This window comes from Streptococcus oralis, assembly GCF_019334565.1.
GTDB lineage: Bacteria > Bacillota > Bacilli > Lactobacillales > Streptococcaceae > Streptococcus > Streptococcus oralis_CR.
The window spans coordinates 71,840-97,743 of sequence record NZ_CP079724.1 but is presented as its reverse complement, the minus strand read 5'-3'; the positions used below and the strand labels follow the sequence as shown (position 1 = coordinate 97,743).

Genomic DNA, 25,904 nt, shown 5'->3' with positions numbered 1-25,904 from the left:
CTTTTCTTGTTTATTTTTTACCTGACTTATCCATATTCCAGAAGTCTGTCACGGCTCCGCGAGAAGCGGATGATACGATGTGGGCGTATTTACCGAGGACACCACGGCTGTAAAGTGGTGGCAAGGTTGTTTCTGCCTTGCGTTTTTCAAGTTCTTCTTCGGATACTTCCATGGAAATTTCTTTGGTATCTTGGTCAACCGTAACGATGTCACCTGTACGAAGGTAGGCAATCGGTCCACCATCCTGAGCTTCAGGAGCGATATGTCCAACAACCAGACCATAAGTACCACCAGAGAAACGGCCATCCGTCAAGAGAGCAACCTTGTCTCCTTGACCTTTACCAACAATCATGGATGAAAGCGACAGCATCTCAGGCATACCAGGACCACCCTTAGGTCCCACGAAACGAACAACGACTACATCGCCATCAACGATTTCATCTGTCAGAACAGCCTGGATAGCATCTTCTTCTGAGTCAAAGACCTTAGCTGGTCCAACGTGGCGACGCACTTTCACACCTGATACTTTAGCAACCGCACCGTCAGGGGCAAGATTACCATTCAAGATGATAAGCGGACCGTCTGCACGTTTTGGATTTTCAAGTGGCATAATGACTTTTTGGCCTGGTGTAAGGTCTGCAAAGTCAGCCAAGTTTTCAGCGACTGTCTTACCAGTACATGTGATACGGTCGCCATGAAGGAAACCATTTGCCAACAGGTACTTCATAACAGCAGGCACACCACCGACTTCATAGAGGTCTTGGAAGACATACTGACCAGATGGTTTCAAGTCGGCCAAGTGAGGCACACGTTCTTGGATTGTATTGAAGTCTTCAAGTGACAAGTCAACATTAGCCGCATGGGCAATGGCAAGTAAGTGAAGAGTGGCATTTGTAGAACCACCGAGAGCCATCGTTACAGTAATGGCATCTTCAAAGGCTTCACGAGTCAAGATATCTGATGGTTTGAGACCAAGCTCCAGCATCTTGACAACAGCACGTCCTGCTGCTTCGATATCTTCTTTCTTGTCGGCTGATTCAGCTGGGTGAGATGAAGATCCTGGCAAACTCATACCGAGAACTTCGATAGCAGTCGCCATGGTATTAGCTGTATACATACCACCACAGCCACCAGGGCCAGGGCAGGCATTACATTCGAGACGTTTCACGTCCTCAGCTGTCATGTCACCGTGGTTCCATTTTCCGATTCCCTCAAAGACAGAAACCAAGTCAATGTCTTTGCCATCAAGATTTCCCGGTGCAATAGTACCACCATAGGCGAAAATAGCTGGAATATCCATGTTGGCAATAGCAATCATAGAACCAGGCATGTTCTTGTCACAGCCACCGATAGCAACGAAAGCATCGACGTTGTGACCACCCATAGCCGCTTCGATTGAGTCTGCAATGATGTCACGAGATGTTAGAGAGAAACGCATACCAGGCGTTCCCATAGCAATCCCGTCGGCTACCGTGATAGTTCCAAACTGCACAGGCCAAGCGCCTGCGGATTTGACACCTTCTTTCGCCAATTTCCCAAAATCATGCAAGTGGATGTTGCATGGTGTATTTTCCGCCCAAGTCGAAATCACTCCCACAATCGGTGTTTCAAAGTCCTTATCTGTCATACCAGTCGCACGAAGCATGGCACGGTTTGGTGATTTAACCATGCTGTCATAAATGCTACTGCGGTGACGTTTATCTAATTCAGTCATCTTATCCCTCCCATTTCAGTTTTTACTATTATAGCACATTTTAAAGGCAATGAACAGAAGAAAATTCTTGAATTTTCAGAAAATTTCGATTAATTTGATTGAATGACTTCTAATTTTTTCATCTTTTTTTGTCAAGTAACTTTACTTTACAAAAAAAATGTGTTATCCTAGTATGGTTGATGAAAATCACTAGATTGAATCGAATTTAAATACCTAAAGGAGAAAACAAAATGGCAGTACCTGCACGTCGCACTTCAAAAGCGAAGAAAAACAAACGTCGTACACACTACAAAGTAACAGCTCCATCTGTAAACTTTGACGAAACTACTGGAGATTACTCACGTTCTCACCGCGTATCACTTAAAGGATACTACAAAGGACGTAAAATCGCTAAAGCTGCATCAGCTGAATAATAGAAGGGAGATACCATGCGCGTAAATATCACACTTGAACACAAAGAATCTGGTGAACGCTTGTACCTTACTTCTAAAAACAAACGTAACACTCCAGACCGTCTTCAATTGAAGAAATACTCACCAAAACTTCGCAAACACGTCGTGTTTACAGAGGTTAAATAAGGGTTCACTACTCGTCAGTAGACTTTAGAAACCTTGATTTAAAGCAATTCTTGAATTTCGAAATTTCACTACATTGCGATATGAATCAATCGAATCACTACCTTTTTCACTACCTTTTATGAAATAAGAAACTGATTCGTTTATTTAAAAAGAAGAGGAACTTTAGTGTCAAGCTCCTCTTTTTTATTTGTTCTTTTACTTACAAATCGTAAGACCTAGTTTGGAAAGTATGGACTTCAGTTGGATTAAAAACAGCGTAATATCAAGAATTTTCGGAACGATATCTACTGATTAATTTCATAAAATATGAATCAATATTTTTAAACGGGGGAATAGTTTAGTTCTGTAAAAATTAACTTATCCTCTTACAAAGCTTATTCTGATAGACTTTATAACTGTCTGCGAAAAAAGGTAGAGAGAAATGTAGAGATTCATACAGCATCTAGATTTTTCAAAAATTCTTTATAAACTTAAAATCTGGTTTGACAAGGTTTTATTTTAAGTAGTTTAAAAATAGCTTTAATCCAATATTCAACAGTTTAATTTCTCATTTTCGAACTCGACGAAATTTTATACTTTTTTCTGAATGAAGGAGATTCTTTTTTAAGATAAGAAATGGTTCTGAAACGACTTTCCACATTTTTAGTAACTCACTATCTGAACTATTTGGTGCTTCGTCTTTTTGAAGTTTATCGATTTTAACAACCACAGGTAAATCAAATGATACACCCGTTATTATTGCTTGACCAGCTGATAAGTTAGGAATACTAGATTTTGAAACATAATCTAAAGATGTCATTGTTCTATCAAGTAATCTAAGGTCATTTTCGTTAACCAATCTATGAATAAAATAATTATGTATTTGCGAAACTATGGTAGGTGAAATATCTGAGGGCCTTTGACTAGCTATAGTAAGATAGTATCCAAATTTACGTCCTTCTTTTACTATCTCTTCAAAAACGTCTAATCTGTAATCTTTCCATTTTTCAGATTCAACAGTTGAATTTTCAGATAGAATGTTATGCGCTTCATCAATAATTAGATTAAATATGCTAGAACGTTCATCTTGGTTTCTATGTAAGTCATAACTTATTTTAGCAATTAACATCGGTAACAACATTTTAATATCTCTATTGACATTTTTCAACGAAATTACGTGTGAATAACCACCAGAAAATAAACTTTGGCATTGTCGTGAATTTTCTATTTCTAGTACTTTATTAAAATCACTGGTTCTTGCTTCAATTCTATGAATCAACGGTGAAATATGGTCATATTGTATCGTATGACGAGATAAGTCAAAAATCATTTGAAAATATGATGCCAATCTCAATTGAATAATAGGATTTGTCACTATTTTATTAGTCTTCTCTGACATAAACTCAGAGGATTTCTGTTGTATTGAATCAATCTCTTGATTAAGAATATCTATATTTTCATCAGCATTCCAATAAAACTTATTATTACTTTGTTTCCATCCATCAAGTTCACATACACTATAATATCCGTTTGAGTTATTAGGATTATAAACACTATGAACGATCCATGAAGAGAAAGTATCATAATCAATTTCTAAAAGATCTAGCGCATACTTTAGTATATCTAAAGATTCTTTAGAGGGAGTACTAAAAACCGTTTTAAATGCTTGTTTCAGGTAACGGACTATATTTTCTTCAAAACCTGTCTCTGAAAAATAATATTTTAACACCCTGTTCAAAAAAGGTTGTTGAGTTTGTGCAGTAGCTCCAAAAAGTATCGACAACATTTCTTTATCCCAAAACTTATTAGCAGGAATTACTATTTTGTCCCTTCCTGAACTTCGAGTTTCTAGATTGTAGACTTTTTTTTCTTTTGTAAAAACATTTTCCTCTACATACTCACCATTAAAATCAATGACTACAAATTTAGAATCTCCAAAATCTAGAATTTTTTTGTATTTAAATCAAAAAGATTTTTATAGAGTCTAGCCAAAGTATTCGATTTCCCGCTACCAGTATTTCCAAAAATCGCAATATGAGTGTTGAATATCTTTGCCCAATTAACTTTATAGGGGATTCCTTCTGGCCACATTTCACCAATTTTAAAAAATGATTTTGGATTTGGCCGAGTTTTAGAATCATTTGTTCCTTCTCCACTTATAATTGAACCTATTTTTTCATCAGGTAATAGAATCACATCATTAAATATTTGTGGGAAGGCTACCATTCCTGAAATATATTTATCTCGAACAAAGCTACCAATTACTTTAGCTTCCACCTCTCTAATGAATCTATCTTTTGAAAATTCCTGTACCATTGTATCGTGAAAAATATCTTGAGCGTACTCTTTTTCAATCTTTACAACAATAGTATAGTGCCCCCGTTTTATCCCAATATATGATCCAATCATAACACCAGAATAACGCTTCCCATTTAAAAAGTAAGTCATTTGCGATGAATTATCAAACAAGCGAATTATAACATTTGTTCCTTTTATTTCTCTAACTGTTCCTACAATATAGCTTTGGTCTGTCATTATTTACTCATCTTTCCATCAAATAATGAATTTAAATAGTTAAAGTTCCCCAGAACTTCATTCCCATCTGGAGATACGGTAGAAGGAAGATATTCAATTATATTTCCTCCTAAATCCCCTAGCTTATTCTTTGTTTGTTCCTTCGCTCCCTTATTATAAGCTATCACATAGATTTTGAGTTTAGGGTTAACTATTGAACGTCGGACAATTTCTAATATATGTTCATCAGCAAATGAGAATCCAAAAACAACTAAAACACTATCTTGTTTTTCCAATTCAAAACTTAGCATCCTTAATAATTGATAATAATGTTGTTGAAAAACAGTGTCAGAAAATTTTTCCTTCGTTGGATTTACCACTGGAAAATTTCTATATTTTTCATAAAAAGAATTTATTTGACCAGAAAATTTATCAAAAATAGTTGTCAGTTCTGTTGAAAATCGCTGATTATCAAGTGTTCCGTACAAAATAGATTCTTCATATTTATTCGGATTAAGCAACTTCTCCTCATTAGTGAACCAACTAGTATTATTATGGTCATTTATTGCTTCTTTTATTTTATCACTTAAATCACAAAGCCCATTGTAGACCTCGTTTTCTAAACTCACTTCAATTTCATTATTAATATTACTCCAAGTGACCGAACCATGAATTTTTAACAAATTTATAGTTGGAATTTCTCGTTGAAAGGAGTCACTCATCCCCGAATGAGATATTTTTAAATGATAATTTTCAGTTGAAATATACTTCTTGAAGAAACCTCTACTTCCATCATTAAAATAAGTAAGTCTATTCTCCTTGCTTAATGAATCAAAAGTCTTTTCAAATAAAGTATCATAATTAGATGTAAAGATATTAAGTCGTTTAGGTCTATCAAAACCTTCATTATTTAGATAATTAATTAAATTTTTAATAAAACGTTCATATTGCTTATGTGTTTCATTTTTTAAATCAAAATCAATAATTTTTGTTTTCCGAATCCAAAGTTCAAACCAGATAAAATATAATACTTTTTTTTGATTTTCATTAAAATCATTAGAGGTTAATAAATCCTCAAAAGACTTATTAAGTGATTTCACCCATAGCGTTGGCACGACCCCAGAAGAAGCTCCTGCTCCTATTAAAAAATTAACATTTTTTCCTTGAATATCTTTTAAAAATTGATCAGATTCCATCAGTGCTCACTTTCAATATTTATAGACACATAATCATAATAAAGAATTCTTAATAAGATTAAACCATTTAATATTATTATATCATGTAACATACAAAAAAAGCTATACTTTTAAAAAGTATTTTTTTACTATTTCGAGCGTGAATAAAATATTGAATTACAAATTTCTAATTTCATTGAAAATCAAAATTGAAGTATCAGAGATTCTCTATGGTTCTATCCTACTGATTATAATCGGATTCGTGAATAAAGATATTTTCTCTCAGGTAGGTTTAGTTCTAGAACTTATATTTCAGATTCAAAAATATTCTTAATTTAATTACCAATCTTATAAAACATTTAAAAATTTAAATGTACTCTCTAATTTATTTAATCCATCAATTGGTTGTGAAATAGCGATGCGAGCCACTCTTTATACAGGAGAAAAATTTCAAGCATAAATATCACATATAATTAAGTTTCTGAAAAATAAGTATTTTCCGGAAAAATATCGAAATTAAATCAAAACTAAAAATATCTCATACATTTGAACTGCACCCCAAAAGTTAGACAGAAAAAATCTAACTTTTGGGGTGCAGTTCATCAAAGGTACTTTTCATTTTAAAAAACTTGTGGAAAAACTTCATCCCATATATCTACTAAGCTTTTCCCGTCAAATACTTTAGCTTCCATAGCTTCATCAATTGTATCAAACTGCTGACCTTCATAATCATAACCAACTACACATATACTCGATAAAAAGCAAGCACCTCGGCTATTATAATTAAATTCAATATCTTTGTCTAAATATTTTTTAATTTCATCCTTTTTCATATAGGACCATCCCAACTAAAACAATCTCAACAAACAAGATTTTTTCCTTAGATTCTATTCCCACTACTAGCTTTCTATGATGCTGACGATTTCATCCTCAAAATACTCTCTAAGAGTTCCGTCAACATCTACAAGTAAGGAATCCATCTCCTCGGCATTGTCCGAGGCGTCACAATAGCCTTCTACAAATCCTCTAACTACCACGCCATTTTTAAGCGTGATGACTACATCTGTACGGTTAAATTCCCAGAGCTTCATTTAAATATCCCTTTCAATATTGGCTAATTGCTTTGCTTTTTCGTAGTAAGGTGTTAAGAAATCGATAAAACCTTGTTTGTCGCTTGGATCATGTTCCTCTAAAAATATCATCAACTCAAAGTCATTGAGAGCGTCAAACATTTCAGAGTTTTCATTAGCCCAAGCCTCGGCAAATTCCTCATCTTCTCCAAAAAGTGCGTTAAACGTAAAGGAAAAATCCCAAAAATTATCAATCTGACCACTGACTGCTTGCTGGAGCATGTCTAATACTTGTTGACTATATCCCATTACCCATCCCCTCCTAATAAGAACGTTGTAGCATATTGAGCTACGTTCCAAAAATTTAACAGACAAAATCTAATTTTTGGGGTGCAGTTCATTCATCAAAGATGATTTTTATTTTAATAATACTGCACTTCAATTCCATCCATAATTTCTACTAAAGTGTTATCGCCAATTTTTAGAGAAATCAGATCAATGAATGATGATACCTGGTATTCCTTATCTCCAATCACCACTACAATATCATGAACAGAATTAGGAAAAATCCCACATACTTGACCATTATAATCAAAAGAGGCGTCCCAACCATTGTCATATAAACTAAATCTTTTTCCATAGTGTTTTCTTTCAAATAAGTCAGGTAAAAGCACCTAGATTATTCTAAGTCCTATGAGATTGTTTTAATCGAGACAATCTCACTCTCAAAGAGAGAAATTTCAGTAGCTTCATCTGGACTAGGATTGTCAATGAGGATAGTGATTTCATCTTGCTCATCATTGTCCATTTCGTCAACAAAGTCTATGACACGTCCCTTGATTATCTTATCGCAATTAGTGGCTACCTGAACCCTTGATCGAAGATACTTCCAAAGCTGTTTACTCATTTATTTTCCTCTCTGCTAATTTTTCGATAGTTCTTATACTTTTTATAGTTAGTCGATAAAATCGCCTAGGTTGAACTAAGCACTAATCATTTTGATTTTCTTGATAATATCTTCAGGATATGAGCGATCACCTATGACTATTTCGTCAGGACCATCTAAATCATAACCGTCAAACCAATCAACCACCCTGCCCTTGATGGAGGTCCCGTCTTCTAAAATAAGGCGAACATTTTTATCAACATATTCCCATAATTTCATTAAGTTCCTTCTCTCTAATTTCGGAACAATATGACTCAATATTAGTTATTTACTAATGGCTTTTAGTTCCTGTTAAAAGCATTATAGCACACCTTGTTTGCTAAAGTACTACAGATACTCCATTAGAATAACTTACTACTTTGTTTTCTTGTAAACATATTGTATACTTAAATAAAGGAACTGGTTTGGCTCCCAATGATCTATTCTAGGTTGGTGCCTAAGTCAGTTCCTTTTGTCATCCCGACTATCATCAAAGGGTGGGCTTTAAATATTCTTGCGTCAATTAGTTTTTTAGACTATAATTAAATTAACGAATAGAGGTTTTCCATCTCCCCTTGAAACAGATCTTTCTGCGGTAGGAGGTGGGACGCCTCTATTTGTTTTTTAAGTCAAAATGATGTAAAATTAATCCAAGAAAGAAGTGTGGTTTTCCCGCCTAAAAGCTCTATTGCTGTGGGAGAGTCATGCTTCTTTTTACCTCTCAAAAATGAACGCCCAAAAAGCAGTTTCGTTCTATGAAACTGCACTAAAAAGTTTATAACTGAACAAACCCAGAAATCAACGTTTTAAGACAAAGCAAAAAGCCCACTGTTGTAGGCTTTCTGTAAGATATTTCTTAAAATTAAAGCATCTTGTTGTAGAATTCAACGACAAGTGCTTCGTTGATTTCTGGGTTGATTTCGTCGCGTTCTGGCAAGCGAGTCAATGAACCTTCCAATTTTTCAGCGTCGAATGATACGAATGCTGGACGTCCAAGAGTAGCTTCTACTGCTTCAAGGATTGCTGGAACTTTCAATGATTTTTCACGAACTGAGATCACTTGACCTGGAGTTACGCGGTATGATGGGATATCAACGCGTTTTCCGTCAACAAGGATGTGACCATGGTTTACGAATTGACGAGCTTGACGACGAGTAGTCGCAAGGCCAAGACGGTAAACAACGTTATCCAAACGACGTTCCAAAAGAAGCATGAAGTTGAAACCTAGGATTCCGCCTTTGATTTTTGTAGCTTGTACGAACAAGTTACGGAATTGTTTTTCACCTACACCGTAAGTGAAACGAAGTTTTTGTTTTTCAGCCAATTGCAAACCGTATTCTGACAATTTAGAACGGTTGTTTGGTCCGTGTTGTCCTGGTACGTAGTTACGACGTGCCAATTCTTTACCTGTACCTGTAAGTGAAAGGCCAAGGCGACGAGCTTGTTTCCAAGATGGTCCTGTATAACGTGACATGTGTATGTCCTCCTGATATAAATAATATTTCGGTGGAAATAGTCACTTAGAAAGCCCTGATTCGTGCAGATGCCCTTCGCCTAAACAGCCAAGGTTACTTGTCATAAGACACCTGTTGACGAGCTTCATGCTTTCCTGCTGCTATTTCACACAAAGGCTATTTTACCATGAAAAGCTAGATTTGTAAAGGGATTTTACGCCTTTATTTCAAATTGAGGCTGAATGTAAACTTGCTTCCTAAGCCATATTGACTTTCTGCTGTGATTTCGCCACCAAGCTGATGGGCTAGTTCGCGTGCAATCGCAAGTCCTAATCCATGTCCACCTGTCTTCATATTGCGCGAAGTTTCTACACGATAAAGTCGTTTAAAGATCTTTTCCAAATCTTCAGGAAGGATCCCCTGACCCTCGTCTTTCACACTGATTGTCAGCTCTTGTTCTGTTAATTGGGCAAGAACCTCAATTCTGGTTCCTGGTTCTGAATATTTAAAGGCATTGTTTAACAAATTGACCAGAATACGAGAAAGTTTGTCAGAATGGCTCTTGATTTTCGCCGACTCAGGTGACACTTGAATGTAAACATCTCGCTCCTCTTGTTCAATCTGGAGTTGGAATTCACTCATTGACTCAATCAACAGCTGATCTAAAAAGACCTCTTCGACTTCCTCGTCAGCAATTTCTTGAGGTTGTGTATTAAGAGTCAAAACATCCAATTCCTCCACTAGCTTGTTTAGACGCTCAGTTTGCCGACCAATCGTGGTTAAGTAGTGGAGCCGTTCCTCTTCCTTAATCACTCCATCTAGAATTCCCTCCACAGTAACCTGAATGGAGGTAATGGGAGTTTTAATATCGTGAGAGAGCTGCGCAATCATCATTCTCTTTTCTTGCTCGCTCTCATCAAGTGATTGAAAGGTAGCCTGCAAATTGTGGGACATGTCATTAAAAGCCTGGCCCAGCTCTTGAAATTCTAATGGGCCCTTGGTTTCAATTTCTGTGCTGAAATCCTTGCTGGCTATATCCTGAGCTTGTTTTTTCAAATGTTTCAGAGAAGAGAACACAGGCGACAAAAGAAAGATGCTCACTGCAGCGCCAATGAAACTAGCAATCAAGGTCATTCCAACTAGAAAGTAAACTTCACTTTTCTCGATCAACATTCGTTGGACTGCCCAGAAAACGACCAAAATCGTTAGTAGAGTCGACACTAGATACCCCACTAAAATATAGTTTTTTAATTTCATTTTCTACCTCTTGGTTTTTCCATCTTATAGCCCAAACCCCAGACAGTTTTGATAGTAGGAGCATTTGAATTTGTATACTTAGTCAACTCTTGCCTCAAAGCATGGATATGAACATTGAGTGTATTGGTATCATCCACATAGTCCTCTTGCCATACCTTCTCGTAAAGTTCCGTCTTTGAAAAGACTCTCTCGGGATTGCTGGCTAATATCCATAGAAGTTCAAAGGATTTTACTGTCAATTCCAAAGGTTGCTCCCCAATGCGAACCTCATGAGTCACATGGTTGATCACTAAGTCACCAAACTCGATCTGTTCTGTCTCTCCTCCACGGCTAAGGCGACGCAAGATATTATTCACTCTTAAAACCAATTCGCGTGGGCTAAAGGGTTTGACTATAAAATCATCTGCCCCCAAACTTAATCCATAAATCTTATCCTGTTCGCTTGTCTTAGCAGTTGTAAAGAGGAAGGGTTGATCCGGAGCGATATACTGAACTTCACTGATAAAATCATAGCCATCCATATTGGGCATCATGATATCTGTGATAATGAGGTCGATAGATTTTTTTCTGAAAAGTTCTAATCCCTCCTTACCATCATGGGCGACCAAAACATCGTAACCTGCTTGTAAAAGATAGCGGTTTTGAATATCTAAAATATCTATCTCATCATCAACCAGCAAAATTGTCTTTTTCATCTGACACTCCTTCGATAAAAACAGTGTTATACTTGCTTTAGTATAACACTATTTTCTCTAATGTTTAAGTGATTTGAATCTTAATCTTCTCGTTTGGTTGTCAAACCCAAAAGTCCAACAAGACCTGCCAAGGCTAGACCAAAGATACCAAGGCCAGCTGTAGCCGTTTTAGCTTCCCCAGTATTTGGTAACATCGCTTTATCATCTTTTTTCATCATATTAGCCATTGGGCTAGAAGCTGGTTGATCTACTTTCATATCTGACATATGGTGATTTGTACCCATCATACCCTCAGTCGTACCTGTAGAGCCTGTTTCAGAAGGCTTCGTATTCATCTGACCTTGTTGAGATGGTATTGTCGCCATTTCTTTTCCACGAAGCTGAATCGTTACTTGACGAGTAGCAATCAGATTGGTCAAATCAGGTTTGCCATCTTTAGATCCATAGACTTTAACAGTAGCTAGATATGTATGGGTTCCGTTAGCTCGAAGTTGATCCAGCAAGGCCTGACCATCTTTGCCAACCGTATTGCCATTCAAATCCACTTCGTAGAAATATTGACCTTTAGCCAAGCCTTCAAGTGGCAATAGGGCAGGATTTTTAGCTGTTCCGTTGTCTGACCATGGAGCTTTGTCTGAAGCTTTTAACAAGAGGCGAGTCAACATACCATCTCCACCAAAAACTTCGTACGGAATAACTTGGTTGACACCAGCCAAGAAAGGTCCAGGAACCTTAGCCTTATCAAGGTAGCTAGCTGGAACATCAATCATGTCTTTGACATTGTTCACAACAGAGTCTTTAACCTGATTTGGTGTGGTCAAGCCATTCAAGTTGACATTTAAATCCTTAGTCGCTACCAGATTAGTTAAGTCAGGTTTGCCATCTTTCGCACCGTACACTTTGATGGTAGCTTTATAGCTATGTGTGCCGTTTTGTTTCAACAAGTCAAGCAGCTCTTTATCAGATTTACCTTGGGTGCCGGCCAAGTCTACTTCGTAGAAGTAAAGACCTTTGCCCAATTTCTCTACTGGTGGGAGAGCGAGATTTTTAGCTGAACCATTGTCTGACCATGGAGCCTTATCAGATGCTTTCAAGATAAGGCGAGTCAACATGCCATCACCAGCGAAGAATTCATATGGAATGACTTGGTTGACACCAGCTGTGAATGGTCCTGGGAAGTTAGCCTTTTCCAAGTAAGTGGCTGGGACATCTACTGTGTCTTTGGTGTTGTCAGCCACACCTTTTTGAACTTCTGCTGGAGTGGTCGAACCATTCAAATTAACAGTCAAATCTTTAGTCGCTACCAGATTAGTTAAGTCAGGCTTGCCGTCTTTCGCACCGTACACCTTGATAGTAGCTTTATAGCTTTGAGTTCCATTTTGTTTTAAAAGATCAAGCAACTCTTTGTCAGATTTGCCTTGAGTCCCTGCTAAATCCACTTCGTAGAAGTAAAGGCCTTTGCCCAATTTCTCTACTGGTGGGAGAGCGGGATTTTTAGCTGAACCATTGTCTGACCATGGAGCCTTGTCGGATGCTTTCAAGATAAGGCGTGTTAACATACCGTCACCGGCAAAGAACTCGTATGGAATGACTTGATTGACACCAGCTGTAAATGGTCCTGGGAAATTGGCTTTGTCAAGGTAACTAGCTGGGACATCTACTGTATCTTTTGTATTGTCAGCCACACCTTTTTGCACTTCAGCTGGGGTGGTCAAACTATTCAAGTTGACATCCAAATTTTTAGTCGCTACCAGATTAGTTAAGTCAGGTTTGCCGTCTTTTGCACCGTACACCTTGATAGTAGCTTTATAGCTTTGCGTGCCGTTTTGTTTTAAAAGATCAAGCAACTCTTTGTCAGATTTGCCTTGGGTACCTGCTAAATCCACTTCATAGAAGTAAAGACCTTTGCCCAATTTCTCTACTGGTGGAAGGGCGGGATTTTTAGCTGAACCGTTGTCTGACCATGGAGCCTTATCAGATGCTTTCAAGATCAGGCGAGTCAACATGCCGTCACCAGCGAAGAATTCGTATGGAATGACTTGATTGACACCAGCTGTAAATGGTCCTGGGAAATTGGCTTTGTCAAGGTAACTAGCTGGGACATCTACTGTGTCTTTGGTGTTGTCGGCCACACCCTTTTGCACTTCAGCTGGGGTGGTCGCTGGTTGCGCTTCACTGACTTCACGGTCTTGTCCAGAAACTGTAGACGCAGGACTTTCCACAGGTTTAACTGCATCTTCTGTTTGTTTCTTAGAGTCAGGTTGTGCTTGCACTTCTTCTTTTGGCACTACTGCAGGCTCTTTAGCAGTTGCGTCCGCTTTTTCTGAAGAGCTTGTGGTATCCACACTTGCTTTAGGTGTTGGAATAGACTGTTCTGAAGGAAGAGCTACATCGACTGCTTTTTTGAGAACCTCTGCTGGTAAGTCGCTCTTTTCACTCACCGAAGCAGCGTCTGGCACGACTTGGGCAGGAGTCGGATTGACGACATCAGCACGCGCAGAACTTGGTTGACCAACTAGGACAAAGAAGCCACTAGCCACAACAACTGAAGCAACGCCTACACTGAGACGGCGAATAGACCAACGAGTATATCTCTGATTTGGATTGAATTTCATAGGATTCTCCTTAGAGTTTTCTTTTTTTGATGACTCTAGTATAATCTCCTAAAATTAAAAAGGATTAAGAAAAAGTTAAAATTTTTCTTAAATCCCTCTTATAAAATACTTATATTGACTCGTTAATTATTGGGATAGAGAGTACCCTTCCTCTCCTACTCACTCAGTTCAGCTAGGGTGTCCAGATGTTGGTTATTAATGACGGCCATGATGTAGGCATCTGCCTGCAAAAGGTCATTGGGTCCGAATTGGACATCCAGAGGAGCATTTTCGTAGGCACGAAAACCAAGTACGTTGAGGTTGTATCGCCCACGCAAATCCAACTGACTGAGGCTTTTACCTACCCATGATTGGGGGATTTTCATCTCGACAATCGATACATTCTTGTCCAGCTGAAAGACGTCTACGCTGTTATGAAAGAGGATGGTCTGCGCCAATGAGCGCCCCATTTCAAACTCTGGTGAGATGACTGCGTCTGCGCCAATTTTTTCTAGAACCTTTTTAGCTGTATGACTTTTGACCTTGGCAATAACAGTCGGCACTCCTAGACTCTTGCAGTGCATAACCGCGAGAACACTGGACTCCAGATTTTCACCCGTTGCGACAACTACGGTATCACAAGTGTCAATCCCCGCTGATAGAAGGAGTTCTTCATCCGTGATATCTCCAACTACCCCACGCGCCAGCACAGGTTCAAATTGATTAATGCGTTCCTCGTGGTCATCAATAGCAATAATATTCATGTCATGCTTGGCTAGGGCAGCCAAAACACTGCTCCCAAAAATTCCCAAACCTAAAATTCCAATTGTCCGATCTGACATCGTTCTTCCTTTCTTATCCGATAGTGATATCTGCTTTCATATAGTGAATCGTGTCTTTCTTGTCTGGCTGGTATTCCGCTACACTGACCAGTAGTGTCAAGGGACCAATACGGCCGATAAACATCAGCAGCATAACGATGCTGAGGGCTATCTTGCCTAGCTCCGGTGTTAAATTTGCCGTCACTCCAACTGTCGCAAGGGCTGAAATGGTCTCAAACATGAGGTAGATGAAGCGCGGATTTCCCTCTGCTGTTATCCCTAGTAGAATCAAGCCCAGCAAGAAAGTTAGCAAGAAGATAATAAAGACACTGAAAGATTTTTGCACGGTTCGGGGTTCAATGGTCCTCCGAGCCACATTGGCATGAGGCAAGCCCAATAGTTCGCTACGAGCAAAGACCAACAAGACAAAGAAGGTCGTAATCTTGAGCCCCCCTGCTGTCCCTCCTGGTGCCCCGCCCAGAAACATCTGCAAAATGTAGATCAGTAAGGTAACTGGTCTAGCCTGGGTGTAGTCAATGGAAGCAAAGCCTGCCGTTCTCATGCTGACGGTCTGGAAGAAACTAACCAGCAATTTCTCTGGAGCGCTGAGATTTCCGATCGTCCCAGGATTATTCCACTCGATGAACAAAGTCGATACGGTTCCAAAGAGTAAAATTCCCGCCGTTAAAAAGAGAACCAACTTGGTATGGAAACGCAGACGGCGTTTTTTCTTTTTCCCAAACTGGGTCGCTAGGTCAAACCAGACCATAAATCCTAGCCCCCCCGTGATAATCAATCCTGCAATCACTAGATTGATCAAGGTATCCGTTTGAAAGGCTAGCAAACTCGTACTTCCAAAATTATCAAATCCAGCATTGCAGAAAGCTGAAACAGCCAAAAAGATAGAGGTTAGAATCCCTCGCCCCCAGCCAAATTCAGGAATAAAGCGGAAACTCAAGAGAAAGGCACCGATCCCTTCCACTAGAAAAGTCGTCAGAAAGATTGAACGAATGAAATCCTTTAGAGACTGGGTTTCTCCATAACTGAAACTTTCTTGAATAGTCTCACGACCACGAAGACTGAGCTTTTGCTTGCCTTGGATATAAAAGATTCCGATAAAGGTCATAAGCCCCAATCCACCGATCTGGATCAAGAGCATGCAAATCAGCTGGCCCCATATATTGTAAGTAGAGGCTACCGGCTGGGTAAAGAGCCCTGTCACACAGACCATGGACACGGTCGTAAAGAGATGGTCAAAGTAGGTCGCTTGTGACGTTTCTGCTTGCACAAAGGGGAGACTTAAAAGGAGAGAACCCAAGAAGATTACTAGGGCAAAACTTAAAAAGATGCGACGGGCTGGCGACAAGCGTCCCAGTATCGTCTTGATTTTTTCCAAAAAAGATTTGAATAACATAACTACATTCTACCATAAAAACAGTCAGAACACTCACATGTGGTGCACAATGGCAAGACAGAGTTCGAGTGCCTTATCAAAAGCTTCTGAGCCCCAGTCACGACTGTCGTAGTTGTCTAGATCCGCCAAGGAATCTGCGGTAAAGAGCAACTCTCCCCAGACAACTCCACGTAGCTGAGCTACTGCCGCAAGAGCCGAGCACTCCATCTCCACAACAGCACAGCCTTCTTCCTTACGATAGGCAACCTTTTCAGCCGTCTCTCGATAAAAACCATCTGTCGTCCATGTCATGACCTCCTCGTAAGGAATGCCTCTTTGCTCCAAGACTTGCTCAATAGCAGAGACAGCCTCAATCTGCATCTCCATATAACGAGAAGGCGCCACATAGTGGTAGCTGGTCCCCTCATCTCGCAAAGCGCGAACAGGGACGAGAAAGGCATTCTCCTCTATATCGGCTAGGACGCCACAGGTTCCAGTGGAAATGATTTGCTCCACACCATAGCCAATCAACCAATCCATAAACTGGGCCGCTGGGGCAGAGCCTACGGGCGCCTGGGTCAGACAAATCTCCTCGCCCTTGTAATTGATGACGTAGACCGGATAAGTCTTGGTGGCCGAAACGAACTCACCAATACAGTCCGCTCCTACTTCCTGAGCGTAGCGGTCAATCTCCTCCTCCAAAAATGCATAGATACACTTCTTTGGCAACTTTAAGTCTAAACCCTCGTGATTCGGCATAAGGACCGCTTGGGGATTGTCATCAAACTCTAAAATGGGAATCGCATGCTTCTGAATCATAGCCCACCTCCTCTAATTTTGTACTATTGTATCAAAAGCTGACGGAGTGTCAAGGAGTTGGGTTTACCAAGCCAGAAAACTCCTCTTCCATGCACTTGAGAAAGCGTTGCACCGCTGGAGAGGTTGGTTTCTGTTTTGGCAAAGCCAGGCCCAGCGAGACAAAACGTGGTGGGGTTAGAGGTAACTGCACTACATCTTCTTTCCAATCTTGTGCGATCATAGCCTGATTAAAACTCACTCCTAAACCTGCTTTTACTAACTGATAGGTCGTAAAGCCGTCTTTTGTTGTAAACCGTGTTTTTAAATTTAGATTTTCTTTCTCAATTAATCTATCCTGGTCTGTATCTTGCCCAGGCAAGGTATGTATAAACTCCTCTGCCTCCAAATCCTTTATCTCGTATTGAGCTTGTCTAGCCTTAGGATGATTTTTGGGGAGCCAAACAAGAAGTGGGTCCCGATAGAGTTCTTCCCAACTATAGTTCGTCTTGTCTTGAGGTTCTGCACATAAACAGATATCGACAGATTTTTCTGCTAACCACTTAGCTATTTCCTTATTCCCACCCTCCAACAACTTAATCTGGATATTGGGATAGCTCTCTGAAAAAACTTTTAAAAGACGAGGCATCCACATAGAAGATACACTAAAGTAGCAGGCAATCGTGATGGAGCCACGAACGACACCTTTTATATCATCACTCATCTCTTGCGCAATCTGACTGGATTCAACGATTTCTCTGAAATAAGGCAACATCAATTTCCCATTCTCCGTCAAGCGAACTCCTTTTTTACTGCGGATAAACAAGGAAAATTCTAATTCTTCTTCCAAACTCGAAATCATTCTCGTAATCCCTGACTGAGTATAATTGAGTTGTTCTGCTGCAGCTGAAAAAGAACCTGTTTCACTAGCGATTAGAACTGCCTGGCACTTACTTGCGTCCATTTTTCACTCCTTTTCTTTTATCTATTCCATTTTATCATAGTTTATATGATTTTTTGACGTTTGTGTAATGAATATATTTCTTGTACAATGAATGTATCAATCAAGAAAGAGGTCTCTTATGACAAACAAAACTCTAAATTTTGCAAATGATTATCTTCAAGGAGCACATCCTGCGATTCTCAAACGAATCATGGAAACCAATGAAATGGAAATGAGCGGATATGGGAACGATTCGATTAGTGCCAGTGCTGTTGAAAGCATCCGAAAAGCCTGCGCTTGTCCGCAGGCAGCTGTCCATTTTCTTGCCGGTGGAACCCAGACCAACCAAGTCATGATTGACAGTCTTCTCCAATCTTACCAAGGGGTGATTGCTACAAAAACTGGTCATATCAGCGTTCATGAGGCTGGTGCTATCGAATTTGGAGGTCACAAGGTACTCGAACTAGAGGGAACAGATGGAAAATTGACTGCCCAGCAAATTAAAGAAACCATTGAAAATTATTGGGCTGATAAAAATCATGAGCATATGGTCATGCCAGGAATGGTCTATCTCTCTCAACCAACTGAACTCGGAACCCTTTATTCCAAAGCAGAATTAGAAGCTATTTCTCAGGTTTGTAAGGAAAAGAATGTCAAACTCTTCGTAGATGGTGCTCGTCTTGCTTACGCACTTGTCTGTCCTGAAAATGATGTCAGTCTTGCTGATTTGACTAACTTATGCGACGCATTCTACATCGGTGGTACCAAATGTGGCGCTCTTCTCGGGGAAGCAGTCGTTATCCCTAATCCTCAACTCCTTCCTCACATGACCACCATTATCAAACAACACGGCGCCCTTCTAGCCAAAGGAAGACTTCTCGGCATTCAATTTGACGAATTGTTTAAAGACAAGCTCTATCAAACGATTGGCGAAGATGCGATTTCCTATGCCAACCAAATTCGTCTAGCTTGTAAAAATGCTGGCCTCCCCCTTTATTTTGAAAATCCAACCAATCAAGTCTTTTGTATTGTAAATGATGAACAGATGAAAAACTTGTCTCAAAAAGTGATTTTCTCTTACTGGGAAAAATATGATGATAAGCATACCGTCATCCGTTTTGCGACCGCCTGGTCTAGTCAAAAAGAAGATGTAGAAGCCTTATGCAAGGTGATTGAGGAGTTATAAATACATATCAAATCCAACAACAAAAAAGACATGAATCTGAAATAAGCAGAACATGTCTTTTTTATCTTGTTTGAAGGTCAGGTAAATAAACCTTAGTTCTTCTAGAACCCCCTTATTTCCACAAACCACCTAAAATCTGTTTTTCTAATAAGTCTAAGTCTTCCTCTTTTATTTCTCCATTATCGCTAACGATATAAAGCTGAGCGAAGTAAGCCAACAATGGACCAACACAAATACGAACCATTTGAGGACTCGTTAACTCTGGATTTACACGTGGATCTGCCAGCAATTCCTTATGAAGCACTCGAAGTTTATCTTGAATAGCATTCCAGATAAAAATCTGTTCATTTTTTAGTTTCTTATTTGAAAAACTCTCCTGCAGAATGATTTTCATCAAAGCACGATTTTTTTTGAGATAGCTCATACGATCGTGGACGAGATAACGAACCCTCTCTTCTGTCGTTTCAAAAGCTAAGAGTTCCTCAAAAAAACTACCGAAAATGCTTGGGACTACAGGATGTAAAATAGCCGTCAGTAGATCATCCTTCGTCTTAAAATACTTAAACAAAGTTGCCTGGCTTAGTCCAGCACGCTCAGCTATGTGAAGAGTTGAGGTCCCATGGTAACTCCTAGTTGATATGAGATCCACTGCTGCCTGCATGATTTTTTTCTTTCCTTGAGGGTAATTCGCTTCTTCTAAGTAATCTTCAAACGATTCAAAAACAGTCTTATCCATCTAATCTTCACACCTTTTTAGCATTATTTATGTTGATTTCTAAACTTTACGATAACGACGCAATCCAACAATATTGAGAATTGTTAAAATGATCAAGAAAATCATTAAAACACCAAGATTTGGCAAAATATCACCAAGATTGTGTCCGTAAAGAATAATCTGGCTTATTGCATCACCAGAATAGGTTAATGGCAAAAATTTCCCCACAGTTGGAGCCCATTCTCCCATGGATGACAATGGAATAATTCCTGAGAAAAAGAGTTGGGGCATAATCACGAGAGGAATAAATTGCATCATTTGGAATTCTGATTTTGCTAGAGTAGACAAGAGAATTCCAAAAGCTAGTGCTACAAGAGCCAGTACCACATTAACTATTATAACATTTAAAATACTTCCTACAACTTCTACATCTAGTAGCCAAATTGCTGCTAAGACGACAACTGCCGTTTGAAAAATCGCAATAATACCGTAAGACAACATATAGCCATAGACGATTTCAGATCGTTTCACTGGTGTTGCTAACAAACGTTCTAGCGTTCCACTGGTGCGCTCTTTCAAAAGCGCCATACCTGAAATCAAAAAGACAAAGAAGAAAACTACAAAACCTATCAAAACCGGAATCATACTGGTAAAGAAGCTTGTATTTTCATCTCCATATTGATAGGACTCCTTGATTTCTGGTATTTTTGCGTCCGAGTCCAATTGTGGAAGAGCTTGTTTGACACGAGATAGTAACTGATCGGTGCCTTCACTGGCGATACTTGTTCGTAACACTTGTCGTATCATAGATGTCTTGGAGACATCTGTATTTGCGTAGTCGACCTGATACTCACCGTCTTTATAAGAAATCACAGCATCGACTTTTTCATTTGCTAGCGCTTCTTTGGCCTGATCTAAGTCTTGATAAGTCTCGATGTCCACATGATCAAGCTCATCCATTTTCGTTACCAAACCAGTTGGTAGATCTTGTGTCGCTAACTTGACATTCACGGCTGTACTAGCTGAAAACATGAGGTTCATCAACCACATGATAAAAACAGGTGCTATAAACATCAGGGCTAGAGTTCGTTTGTCACGAAGTAATTCTTTGATGACTTTTTTTGCAATCGCTATTGTTCTCATTTTACTCACCTTCTGCTTTTAAAAATACTTCTTCAATACTTGAAACTTGATAACTTTCTTTTAAGTGTTGCGGTGTATCAAAAGCAATGATTTTTCCGCCTAATAATAAGCCGACCTTATCCGTCAACTCTGCTTCATCCATAACATGGGTAGTAACTAATATCCCAATCCCATTGTCTCTAAGCGCGAATAATTCTTTCCAGATTTTCTTTCGAAGAGAAGGGTCGATTCCAACTGTCGGTTCGTCCAAAATCAAGAGTTGAGGATTTCCTAACAGCGCGATAGCAAGAGACAAACGCCGTTTCATTCCTCCAGAATAACCAGATACCGCCTTGTTTAAGTAGTCTGTCAGATCTACTACTTGAGCTATATGAGCAATTTCCGCCTTTAGGTCTTTTTTAGAAAGCCCCTTTAGCTGACCAAAAAATTCCAGATTTTCTTGGCCTGACAAGGACTCGTATAAAGCATCTGATTGGGCCATATAGCCAATATCTCCTAAAATATGGCGATTGGGCATAGTGTGATTTAACACTAAAGCTACGCCTCCATCAGCCTTTTCCATTCCTAACGTAGTCTTAATCATAGTTGATTTACCAGCACCAGACGGACCAATTAATCCTATAATTTCTCCTGGCTGCAATTCAAAGCTGACATGATTCAGAACTATTTGATTGTCAAAAGATTTTACTAAATCTTGTAAATGTAGTAATGTTTTCATTTACTTCCTCCTTGGTGAGTGGGTACTCACTTTTTAAATCCAGAAGCTATTATAGTGAGTAATCACTCACTTGTCAAGAGAAAGGGTTAAATTCTTTAAAAAAATAAAACACCAGATTCGTATCTGATGTTTATAATGGATAGCTATTGCTTTTAGAGCTGTTTCTAAATCTCTTCACGATACTCCGAAATGGTCTTTCCTGTCCACTTTTTAAAGGCCTATTCTTCCTCTACTTTTCTCAGCCAATCCTACTACTGTCATCACAATAGCAACCTTGATAACCTTAGCTATGGAAATTCACTTTATCCGTTTTTATATGAAACAGACCAAGAAGTTCTCAACTCCGGATTGGTATTTATTCTAGAAAATCCTTCCTACATAAAACTCTCCCTTCTCTTTCGAGAAAGGAGATTCTTTTTTATCCTTGTCCGCCAGGGGCTGGACCGTCGCCTTGAGGGCCTCCATTTGGTCCACCGCCTCCAGGTATAGAATTGACGATTTCCGTTTGTTTTTCACCGTTGAGATAGATATCTCCACCTGTGTAGGTCGCTGTTCCATCAAAGTCAAAACCTGTTTGACCAGTCATTTTAATGGTCCCACCTGTGACCGTAATATTGCCGTTTGAGTCGATTGGGTCTGTGTCTCCTTGGCCGACTTCTACAGTCAGATTCCCGCCGTTCATAGTGAAGAAGATTTCATTCTGTTGGGCGTTTTTGTTAGCTGCGTTGACTCCATCATCTGTTGAGTAGATGCTAATATCCCCACCGTTGATAGTGATTGACTTACCTTCAAGTCCTTCTGTCGAATTCTTGACGGTGTAGGTACCACTATCGATGACGAGGTCTCCAGATGCGTGGATGCCATCATCTCCTGCTGTGACGGTGATGTTGTTGTTGGATAGGTACATGGTCCCAACTGAAGTATCCTCGTCATTGTCCACCTTGACCCCATCCTCTTTGGCATCGATGGTCATGGTCGTACCAGTGATGTTGAGTTCATCATTGACATTGAAGGCATCGCCAACTGCTGTGATGTTATAGGTTCCACCCGTGATGTGGAGGGTGTCGTTGGCCTTGATACCATTGTTCTTCTTGCCATCTACATTGAGAGTTCCTTTCCCGTTGATGGTCAAATCCACCTTAGAAAAGAGAGCTGCGTCTGCTTTTTCGTCACTGTTAGAGCTTGAGTCAGAGAGACTGTTGGTGGTTCCCTCTGCTAGAGTCAAGTAGACATGACCAGCTGATGTCGCAGATATCGCTGCATTGGTATTGGTCATGGTCGCGCCTTTTAGGACTAGATGAACATCTGCAGACTTATCTGCCTCGATCTTGATCTGCACTCCGTCAGACTGACCTGAAATCACATAGGTCCCAGATTTTGTGATGGTCACTGTTGATTCAGAGACTGTCACGCCATCCCCAAAGACGTTTGCTGATGAGCCAGATAACTCAATCTTAGAAGCTGTGCTTTCGTCATAAGAAGTATCATTGTCCTTCTCTGTAAAATAGGATGATTGGTTTGTCTTTGTTGCAGTTGTTGTGGCACTATTTGTCGTTGCATTGGTATTGGATGTAGTTGTTGACTGGGCACATGCTGCCATCAGCACTATTGCCGTTAAACTCGTTGCGAGTAGGGTCCATTTTTTTGATTTCATAGCTTTTTCCTCTCCTTCGTATGATATAGCTAGACAGTCTACAGAAGATTCCTGAAACAAAACTAAAACTTTTCTGAAAGTTTCCTTAAATTCAGTTTCGCTCAGTATTCTTTTGAAAGGGCTACTAGAAACAATTTGAGAGTACTAAAATGCATTTAATAGTTTTTAAAAGCAACATTCCCAAGTGCGATATCACTCTAACCCAAAAAGCCAAAAAGAAGAAAAATCTATAAGACTAAAGCTCATAAAAAGAACAGCCTCGGCTGTTCTTTTTAGTTTTCTTTTACTGGGATTTCCTTGATAACACGCGCAGGATTCCCAGCTAGGACGACATTGTCGCCAAAAGACTTGGTAATCACGGCCCCTGCTCCTACAACGACATTATTTCCCAGTGTTACTCCAGGAAGAACAATGACGCCACCTCCAGCCCAGAAATTATCTCCAATGGTGATGGGCTTGCCGTATTCGACCCCTGAATTGCGTTCATCCGGATCCAGTGGATGGAGTGGGGTTAAAAACTGACAGTTGGGGCCAAGCATGGCGTTGTTCCCGATGCGAATCGGACAAACATCCAGCATAGTCAAGTTCCAATTAGAATAAAAATTTTCCCCTAGATGGATATTGACTCCATAATCGACCACCAGGCGTGGATTGACATAGAGATTTTGCCCAGTTGAGCCAAACCAAGTCTTGATAATATCCGCTCCCTTCAAGGGATCTTCTTCCTTGTTAAAGGTAGCCTGTTTTTGGCGAGAAGCCTGCGCCAAGGCCCGTAACTCTGGGTCCGACGGACGGTAAGGCCCCCCTGCTATCATTTTCTGGTATTCGCTGGTCATCTTATCACCTCACACTTACTTTGGACCCATCATATCAAAAAGCCTTTGAAAGGTCAAGAATAGCCTGCTTTCTAAACTCTCGAAACTAATTCCCTCCCAAGTTAAAACAACTTGCTTGACAAAAGATTAACTTCATGGTTTAATATACCCCATAAGGGTATATGTGGAGGTGCCTATGTTTCACTTATTATTTACAAAAATTGACAGTATTTCTACCAGCGAGTTAGAAGCTAAACTCAGAGAACCGATTCAGCTACTGGATGTTCGGACGCCTATGGAATTCCGTAGAGGCCATATCAAAAATGCAAAAAATGTTCCTTTAACGGAAATCGGTTCTTACACACCTGCGAAAAAAGAAACACTTTATGTCATTTGTCACTCTGGTGTACGAAGCAAACTAGCTGCGAAAAAACTAAAGAAAAATGGCTATGATGTCATCAATGTACGAGGCGGTATGAGCGCTTGGACAGGTAAGGTCATCTAGAAGCATCAAATGGGCTACGCAGCCTTGAACCTAATCAAAGGTCTGAGCGACAATATCCAAGGTATCCGCTCGAAGACGATCTGACTAAGGGCCAAAATCCCTAGATATGCAGATAAGTGGCGAATTTCAGGGGAGCGACCCAAGGTCGATACCATTCATATCCCCCTAAATGAACTAGGGGAGAGCTTGGATGAACCGGACAAGAACCAAACCTACATCCTTAGCTACCACAGCGTTTTGCGCAGCTAGATCACAGAGCGTAGCCTCGAGCGGCAGGATTTATCGTCCAAAACCCTGATAGCGCTTATTCACAATATAAAATGTCTAATCCAGAAGGAGTCAAATATGGAAACGAGTATCAGCATGGCTGATTTTTATGAAAAATACCTAAATGAAAATCTAAACCTTATCGATGTACGTGAAGTGCACGAATTCCAAGCAGGACATGTACCAGGTGCCAAAAATCTTCCGTTAAGTACCTTGGAGAAAGGTTACAAAGAACTCAATCCTGACCAGGAATACCATGTCATCTGTCAAGGTGGAGTACGCTCCGCATCTGCTTGTGAATTTCTAAGCGCCCAAGGCCTCACAGTTATCAATGTAGAAGGTGGTATGAATGCTTGGCCCGGTCAAGTAGAATAAGCAAAAAACCGATTAAGTTCCTTAATCGGTTTTTTTCATTTCTGCAACCCACTGATATAGGGCTCGTAGCCCGTCGCTTCTAAAAAAGAAACACATTGATGGTATCTAAAAAGAGGTTTTCTCATTGGTATTGGGGGAACTCATCCGTTTGTCTGACATGATTTCTTTATCGAAATAGACTTAAATACCTTTGTCTGCATTGTTTATCAATAGCAAATTAGTTTATTTCCGTTTAATCAGGTATCGGATGGCCTTTTCTAGGCGTTCCTTTTGAGCCTCGGGGTCGTCTAGTGGTTGGTTGATACAGCCTGTGAGATTTTCAGTAATGATCATCTCAATCACGCGCTCAACGCTAGATTTCACTGCTGTCAACTGCGTAACAATATCTGCGCAGTCACGATCTTCTTCAATCATCTTTTGAATCCCACGCAACTGGCCCTCTGAACGTTTCAGGCGTGTGATGTACTTTGAGTTTGTCATTAATTTATCCTTGGTCACTTTTTCTTCATTATATCTCGAATAAGGGGCTTTGTCAAAATTCACTTCCTGTCTGTATTTGTAGGAGGCAACCTCTCCTCTGTATCAGATAGAAAAGATTGATAAGCATAGAAATGGAAAA

Annotated in this window: 29 protein-coding genes and 2 pseudogenes; 7 read left to right on the top strand and 24 right to left on the bottom strand. The window is 39.7% G+C overall.

Translation table 11 applies throughout. From position 1 onward, the window contains the following. Positions 1 to 10: 10 nt before the first annotated feature. Complete coding sequence (ilvD, locus tag KX728_RS00500) at positions 11 to 1,714, bottom strand: dihydroxy-acid dehydratase (RefSeq protein ID WP_061428478.1); 1,704 nt, start codon at positions 1,712 to 1,714, stop codon at positions 11 to 13. Between the two features lie 230 nt (positions 1,715 to 1,944). On the opposite strand from ilvD, the gene rpmF reads away from it, so the two are divergent. Next, positions 1,945 to 2,127: a 50S ribosomal protein L32 gene (rpmF, locus tag KX728_RS00495; protein ID WP_000290417.1), complete on the top strand. Its 183-nt coding sequence runs from the start codon at positions 1,945 to 1,947 to the stop codon at positions 2,125 to 2,127. Positions 2,128 to 2,142: 15 nt separating this feature from the next. Then, on the top strand, positions 2,143 to 2,292 hold the full coding sequence (rpmG, locus tag KX728_RS00490) for a 50S ribosomal protein L33 (protein ID WP_001265622.1): 150 nt from the start codon (positions 2,143 to 2,145) through the stop codon (positions 2,290 to 2,292). Positions 2,293 to 2,839: 547 nt separating this feature from the next. Here rpmG and KX728_RS00485 read toward each other — a convergent pair. The 17 genes from KX728_RS00485 to KX728_RS00410 all read right to left on the bottom strand — a co-directional run bounded on the left by KX728_RS00485 (position 2,840) and on the right by KX728_RS00410 (position 17,928). Further along, positions 2,840 to 4,186 carry an ATP-binding protein gene (locus KX728_RS00485; RefSeq protein WP_257474691.1) on the bottom strand — a complete coding sequence of 449 codons (1,347 nt, stop codon included), beginning with the start codon at positions 4,184 to 4,186 and terminating at the stop codon, positions 2,840 to 2,842. Between the two features lie 26 nt (positions 4,187 to 4,212). Then, on the bottom strand, positions 4,213 to 4,806 hold the full coding sequence (locus tag KX728_RS09295; RefSeq protein ID WP_252344798.1) for a helicase HerA domain-containing protein: 594 nt from the start codon (positions 4,804 to 4,806) through the stop codon (positions 4,213 to 4,215). Beyond that, a complete protein-coding gene (locus KX728_RS00480; protein ID WP_215805140.1) occupies positions 4,806 to 5,981 on the bottom strand; it encodes an SIR2 family protein in 1,176 nt (391 codons plus the stop codon). Before KX728_RS00480 ends, KX728_RS09295 begins: the two co-directional genes overlap by 1 nt. A gap of 599 nt (positions 5,982 to 6,580) precedes the next feature. Then, positions 6,581 to 6,793, bottom strand: coding sequence for a hypothetical protein (locus tag KX728_RS00475; protein ID WP_215805139.1), 213 nt, complete (start codon positions 6,791 to 6,793; stop codon positions 6,581 to 6,583). Between the two features lie 66 nt (positions 6,794 to 6,859). Next, positions 6,860 to 7,051: an LSm family protein gene (locus tag KX728_RS00470; RefSeq protein WP_215805138.1), complete on the bottom strand. Its 192-nt coding sequence runs from the start codon at positions 7,049 to 7,051 to the stop codon at positions 6,860 to 6,862. Further along, complete coding sequence (locus KX728_RS00465) at positions 7,052 to 7,339, bottom strand: hypothetical protein (RefSeq protein WP_042768212.1); 288 nt, start codon at positions 7,337 to 7,339, stop codon at positions 7,052 to 7,054. It abuts the gene before it with no gap. 113 nt (positions 7,340 to 7,452) lie between these two features. Next, positions 7,453 to 7,704 (bottom strand): 16S rRNA processing protein RimM, encoded by a 252-nt coding sequence (locus KX728_RS00460; RefSeq protein WP_215805137.1) that lies wholly within the window; start codon positions 7,702 to 7,704, stop codon positions 7,453 to 7,455. A 17-nt stretch (positions 7,705 to 7,721) separates the two neighbouring features. After that, positions 7,722 to 7,937: a hypothetical protein gene (locus KX728_RS00455; RefSeq protein ID WP_215805136.1), complete on the bottom strand. Its 216-nt coding sequence runs from the start codon at positions 7,935 to 7,937 to the stop codon at positions 7,722 to 7,724. Between the two features lie 75 nt (positions 7,938 to 8,012). Continuing rightward, a complete protein-coding gene (locus tag KX728_RS00450; protein WP_000780389.1) occupies positions 8,013 to 8,195 on the bottom strand; it encodes a hypothetical protein in 183 nt (60 codons plus the stop codon). A gap of 622 nt (positions 8,196 to 8,817) precedes the next feature. Further along, entirely contained in the window at positions 8,818 to 9,429 is a 612-nt protein-coding gene (gene rpsD / locus KX728_RS00445) for a 30S ribosomal protein S4 (protein ID WP_000092756.1), read from the bottom strand. Between the two features lie 202 nt (positions 9,430 to 9,631). Next, positions 9,632 to 10,666: a sensor histidine kinase gene (locus tag KX728_RS00440; RefSeq protein ID WP_215805135.1), complete on the bottom strand. Its 1,035-nt coding sequence runs from the start codon at positions 10,664 to 10,666 to the stop codon at positions 9,632 to 9,634. Further along, on the bottom strand, positions 10,663 to 11,361 hold the full coding sequence (locus KX728_RS00435; RefSeq protein WP_215805134.1) for a response regulator transcription factor: 699 nt from the start codon (positions 11,359 to 11,361) through the stop codon (positions 10,663 to 10,665). The genes KX728_RS00440 and KX728_RS00435 overlap by 4 nt, the downstream gene beginning before the upstream one ends. A gap of 80 nt (positions 11,362 to 11,441) precedes the next feature. Continuing rightward, a complete protein-coding gene (locus KX728_RS00430) occupies positions 11,442 to 13,976 on the bottom strand; it encodes an SSURE domain-containing protein (RefSeq protein WP_215805133.1) in 2,535 nt (844 codons plus the stop codon). Positions 13,977 to 14,131: 155 nt separating this feature from the next. Continuing rightward, complete coding sequence (locus KX728_RS00425) at positions 14,132 to 14,797, bottom strand: potassium channel family protein (protein WP_038806509.1); 666 nt, start codon at positions 14,795 to 14,797, stop codon at positions 14,132 to 14,134. A 13-nt stretch (positions 14,798 to 14,810) separates the two neighbouring features. Then, the gene (locus KX728_RS00420; RefSeq protein WP_215805132.1) at positions 14,811 to 16,190 is read right to left on the bottom strand and encodes a TrkH family potassium uptake protein; all 1,380 of its coding nucleotides are present in this window, start codon (positions 16,188 to 16,190) and stop codon (positions 14,811 to 14,813) included. Between the two features lie 33 nt (positions 16,191 to 16,223). After that, on the bottom strand, positions 16,224 to 16,988 hold the full coding sequence (locus KX728_RS00415; RefSeq protein WP_215805131.1) for a nucleoside phosphorylase: 765 nt from the start codon (positions 16,986 to 16,988) through the stop codon (positions 16,224 to 16,226). A gap of 49 nt (positions 16,989 to 17,037) precedes the next feature. Continuing rightward, entirely contained in the window at positions 17,038 to 17,928 is an 891-nt protein-coding gene (locus KX728_RS00410; RefSeq protein WP_215805130.1) for a LysR family transcriptional regulator, read from the bottom strand. A 118-nt stretch (positions 17,929 to 18,046) separates the two neighbouring features. Between KX728_RS00410 and KX728_RS00405 the strand changes: the two genes are divergently transcribed. Then, on the top strand, positions 18,047 to 19,093 hold the full coding sequence (locus KX728_RS00405; protein ID WP_215805129.1) for a threonine aldolase family protein: 1,047 nt from the start codon (positions 18,047 to 18,049) through the stop codon (positions 19,091 to 19,093). 112 nt (positions 19,094 to 19,205) lie between these two features. Here KX728_RS00405 and KX728_RS00400 read toward each other — a convergent pair whose 3' ends face one another. From KX728_RS00400 to KX728_RS00390, 3 genes are read right to left on the bottom strand one after another with little or no spacing between them, the layout of a single operon-like run. After that, positions 19,206 to 19,829, bottom strand: a complete 624-nt coding sequence (locus KX728_RS00400; RefSeq protein ID WP_084856237.1) for a TetR/AcrR family transcriptional regulator — start codon at positions 19,827 to 19,829, stop codon at positions 19,206 to 19,208. Between the two features lie 39 nt (positions 19,830 to 19,868). Beyond that, entirely contained in the window at positions 19,869 to 20,951 is a 1,083-nt protein-coding gene (locus KX728_RS00395; RefSeq protein ID WP_215805128.1) for an ABC transporter permease, read from the bottom strand. 1 nt (position 20,952) lies between these two features. Beyond that, complete coding sequence (locus KX728_RS00390) at positions 20,953 to 21,669, bottom strand: ABC transporter ATP-binding protein (RefSeq protein ID WP_215805127.1); 717 nt, start codon at positions 21,667 to 21,669, stop codon at positions 20,953 to 20,955. Between the two features lie 229 nt (positions 21,670 to 21,898). Between KX728_RS00390 and KX728_RS09445 the strand changes: the two are divergent. After that, positions 21,899 to 22,033, top strand: a pseudogene (locus KX728_RS09445) (low temperature requirement protein A); the annotation flags it as partial. A gap of 54 nt (positions 22,034 to 22,087) precedes the next feature. Here the strand turns inward: KX728_RS09445 and KX728_RS00385 are convergent. Together KX728_RS00385 and KX728_RS00380 are read right to left on the bottom strand one after the other, a co-directional pair. After that, positions 22,088 to 23,323, bottom strand: a complete 1,236-nt coding sequence (locus KX728_RS00385; protein ID WP_000837416.1) for a carbohydrate-binding domain-containing protein — start codon at positions 23,321 to 23,323, stop codon at positions 22,088 to 22,090. A 272-nt stretch (positions 23,324 to 23,595) separates the two neighbouring features. Beyond that, the gene (locus tag KX728_RS00380) at positions 23,596 to 24,159 is read right to left on the bottom strand and encodes a sugar O-acetyltransferase (protein ID WP_215805126.1); all 564 of its coding nucleotides are present in this window, start codon (positions 24,157 to 24,159) and stop codon (positions 23,596 to 23,598) included. A 175-nt stretch (positions 24,160 to 24,334) separates the two neighbouring features. Here KX728_RS00380 and KX728_RS00375 point away from each other — a divergent pair, with 175 nt between their 5' ends. The 3 genes and pseudogenes from KX728_RS00375 to KX728_RS00370 all read left to right on the top strand — a co-directional run bounded on the left by KX728_RS00375 (position 24,335) and on the right by KX728_RS00370 (position 25,285). Then, the gene (locus tag KX728_RS00375) at positions 24,335 to 24,643 is read left to right on the top strand and encodes a rhodanese-like domain-containing protein (RefSeq protein WP_215805125.1); all 309 of its coding nucleotides are present in this window, start codon (positions 24,335 to 24,337) and stop codon (positions 24,641 to 24,643) included. Positions 24,644 to 24,646: 3 nt separating this feature from the next. Further along, positions 24,647 to 25,014: pseudogene (locus tag KX728_RS09425) on the top strand (rhodanese-like domain-containing protein); the annotation flags it as partial. Further along, complete coding sequence (locus KX728_RS00370) at positions 24,989 to 25,285, top strand: rhodanese-like domain-containing protein (protein WP_215805124.1); 297 nt, start codon at positions 24,989 to 24,991, stop codon at positions 25,283 to 25,285. The pseudogene KX728_RS09425 and the gene KX728_RS00370, both read left to right, overlap by 26 nt. A 222-nt stretch (positions 25,286 to 25,507) precedes the next feature. Here the strand turns inward: KX728_RS00370 and KX728_RS00365 are convergent, their stop codons facing one another. Continuing rightward, positions 25,508 to 25,765 (bottom strand): metal-sensitive transcriptional regulator, encoded by a 258-nt coding sequence (locus tag KX728_RS00365; protein ID WP_000185160.1) that lies wholly within the window; start codon positions 25,763 to 25,765, stop codon positions 25,508 to 25,510. Positions 25,766 to 25,904: the final 139 nt, after the last annotated feature.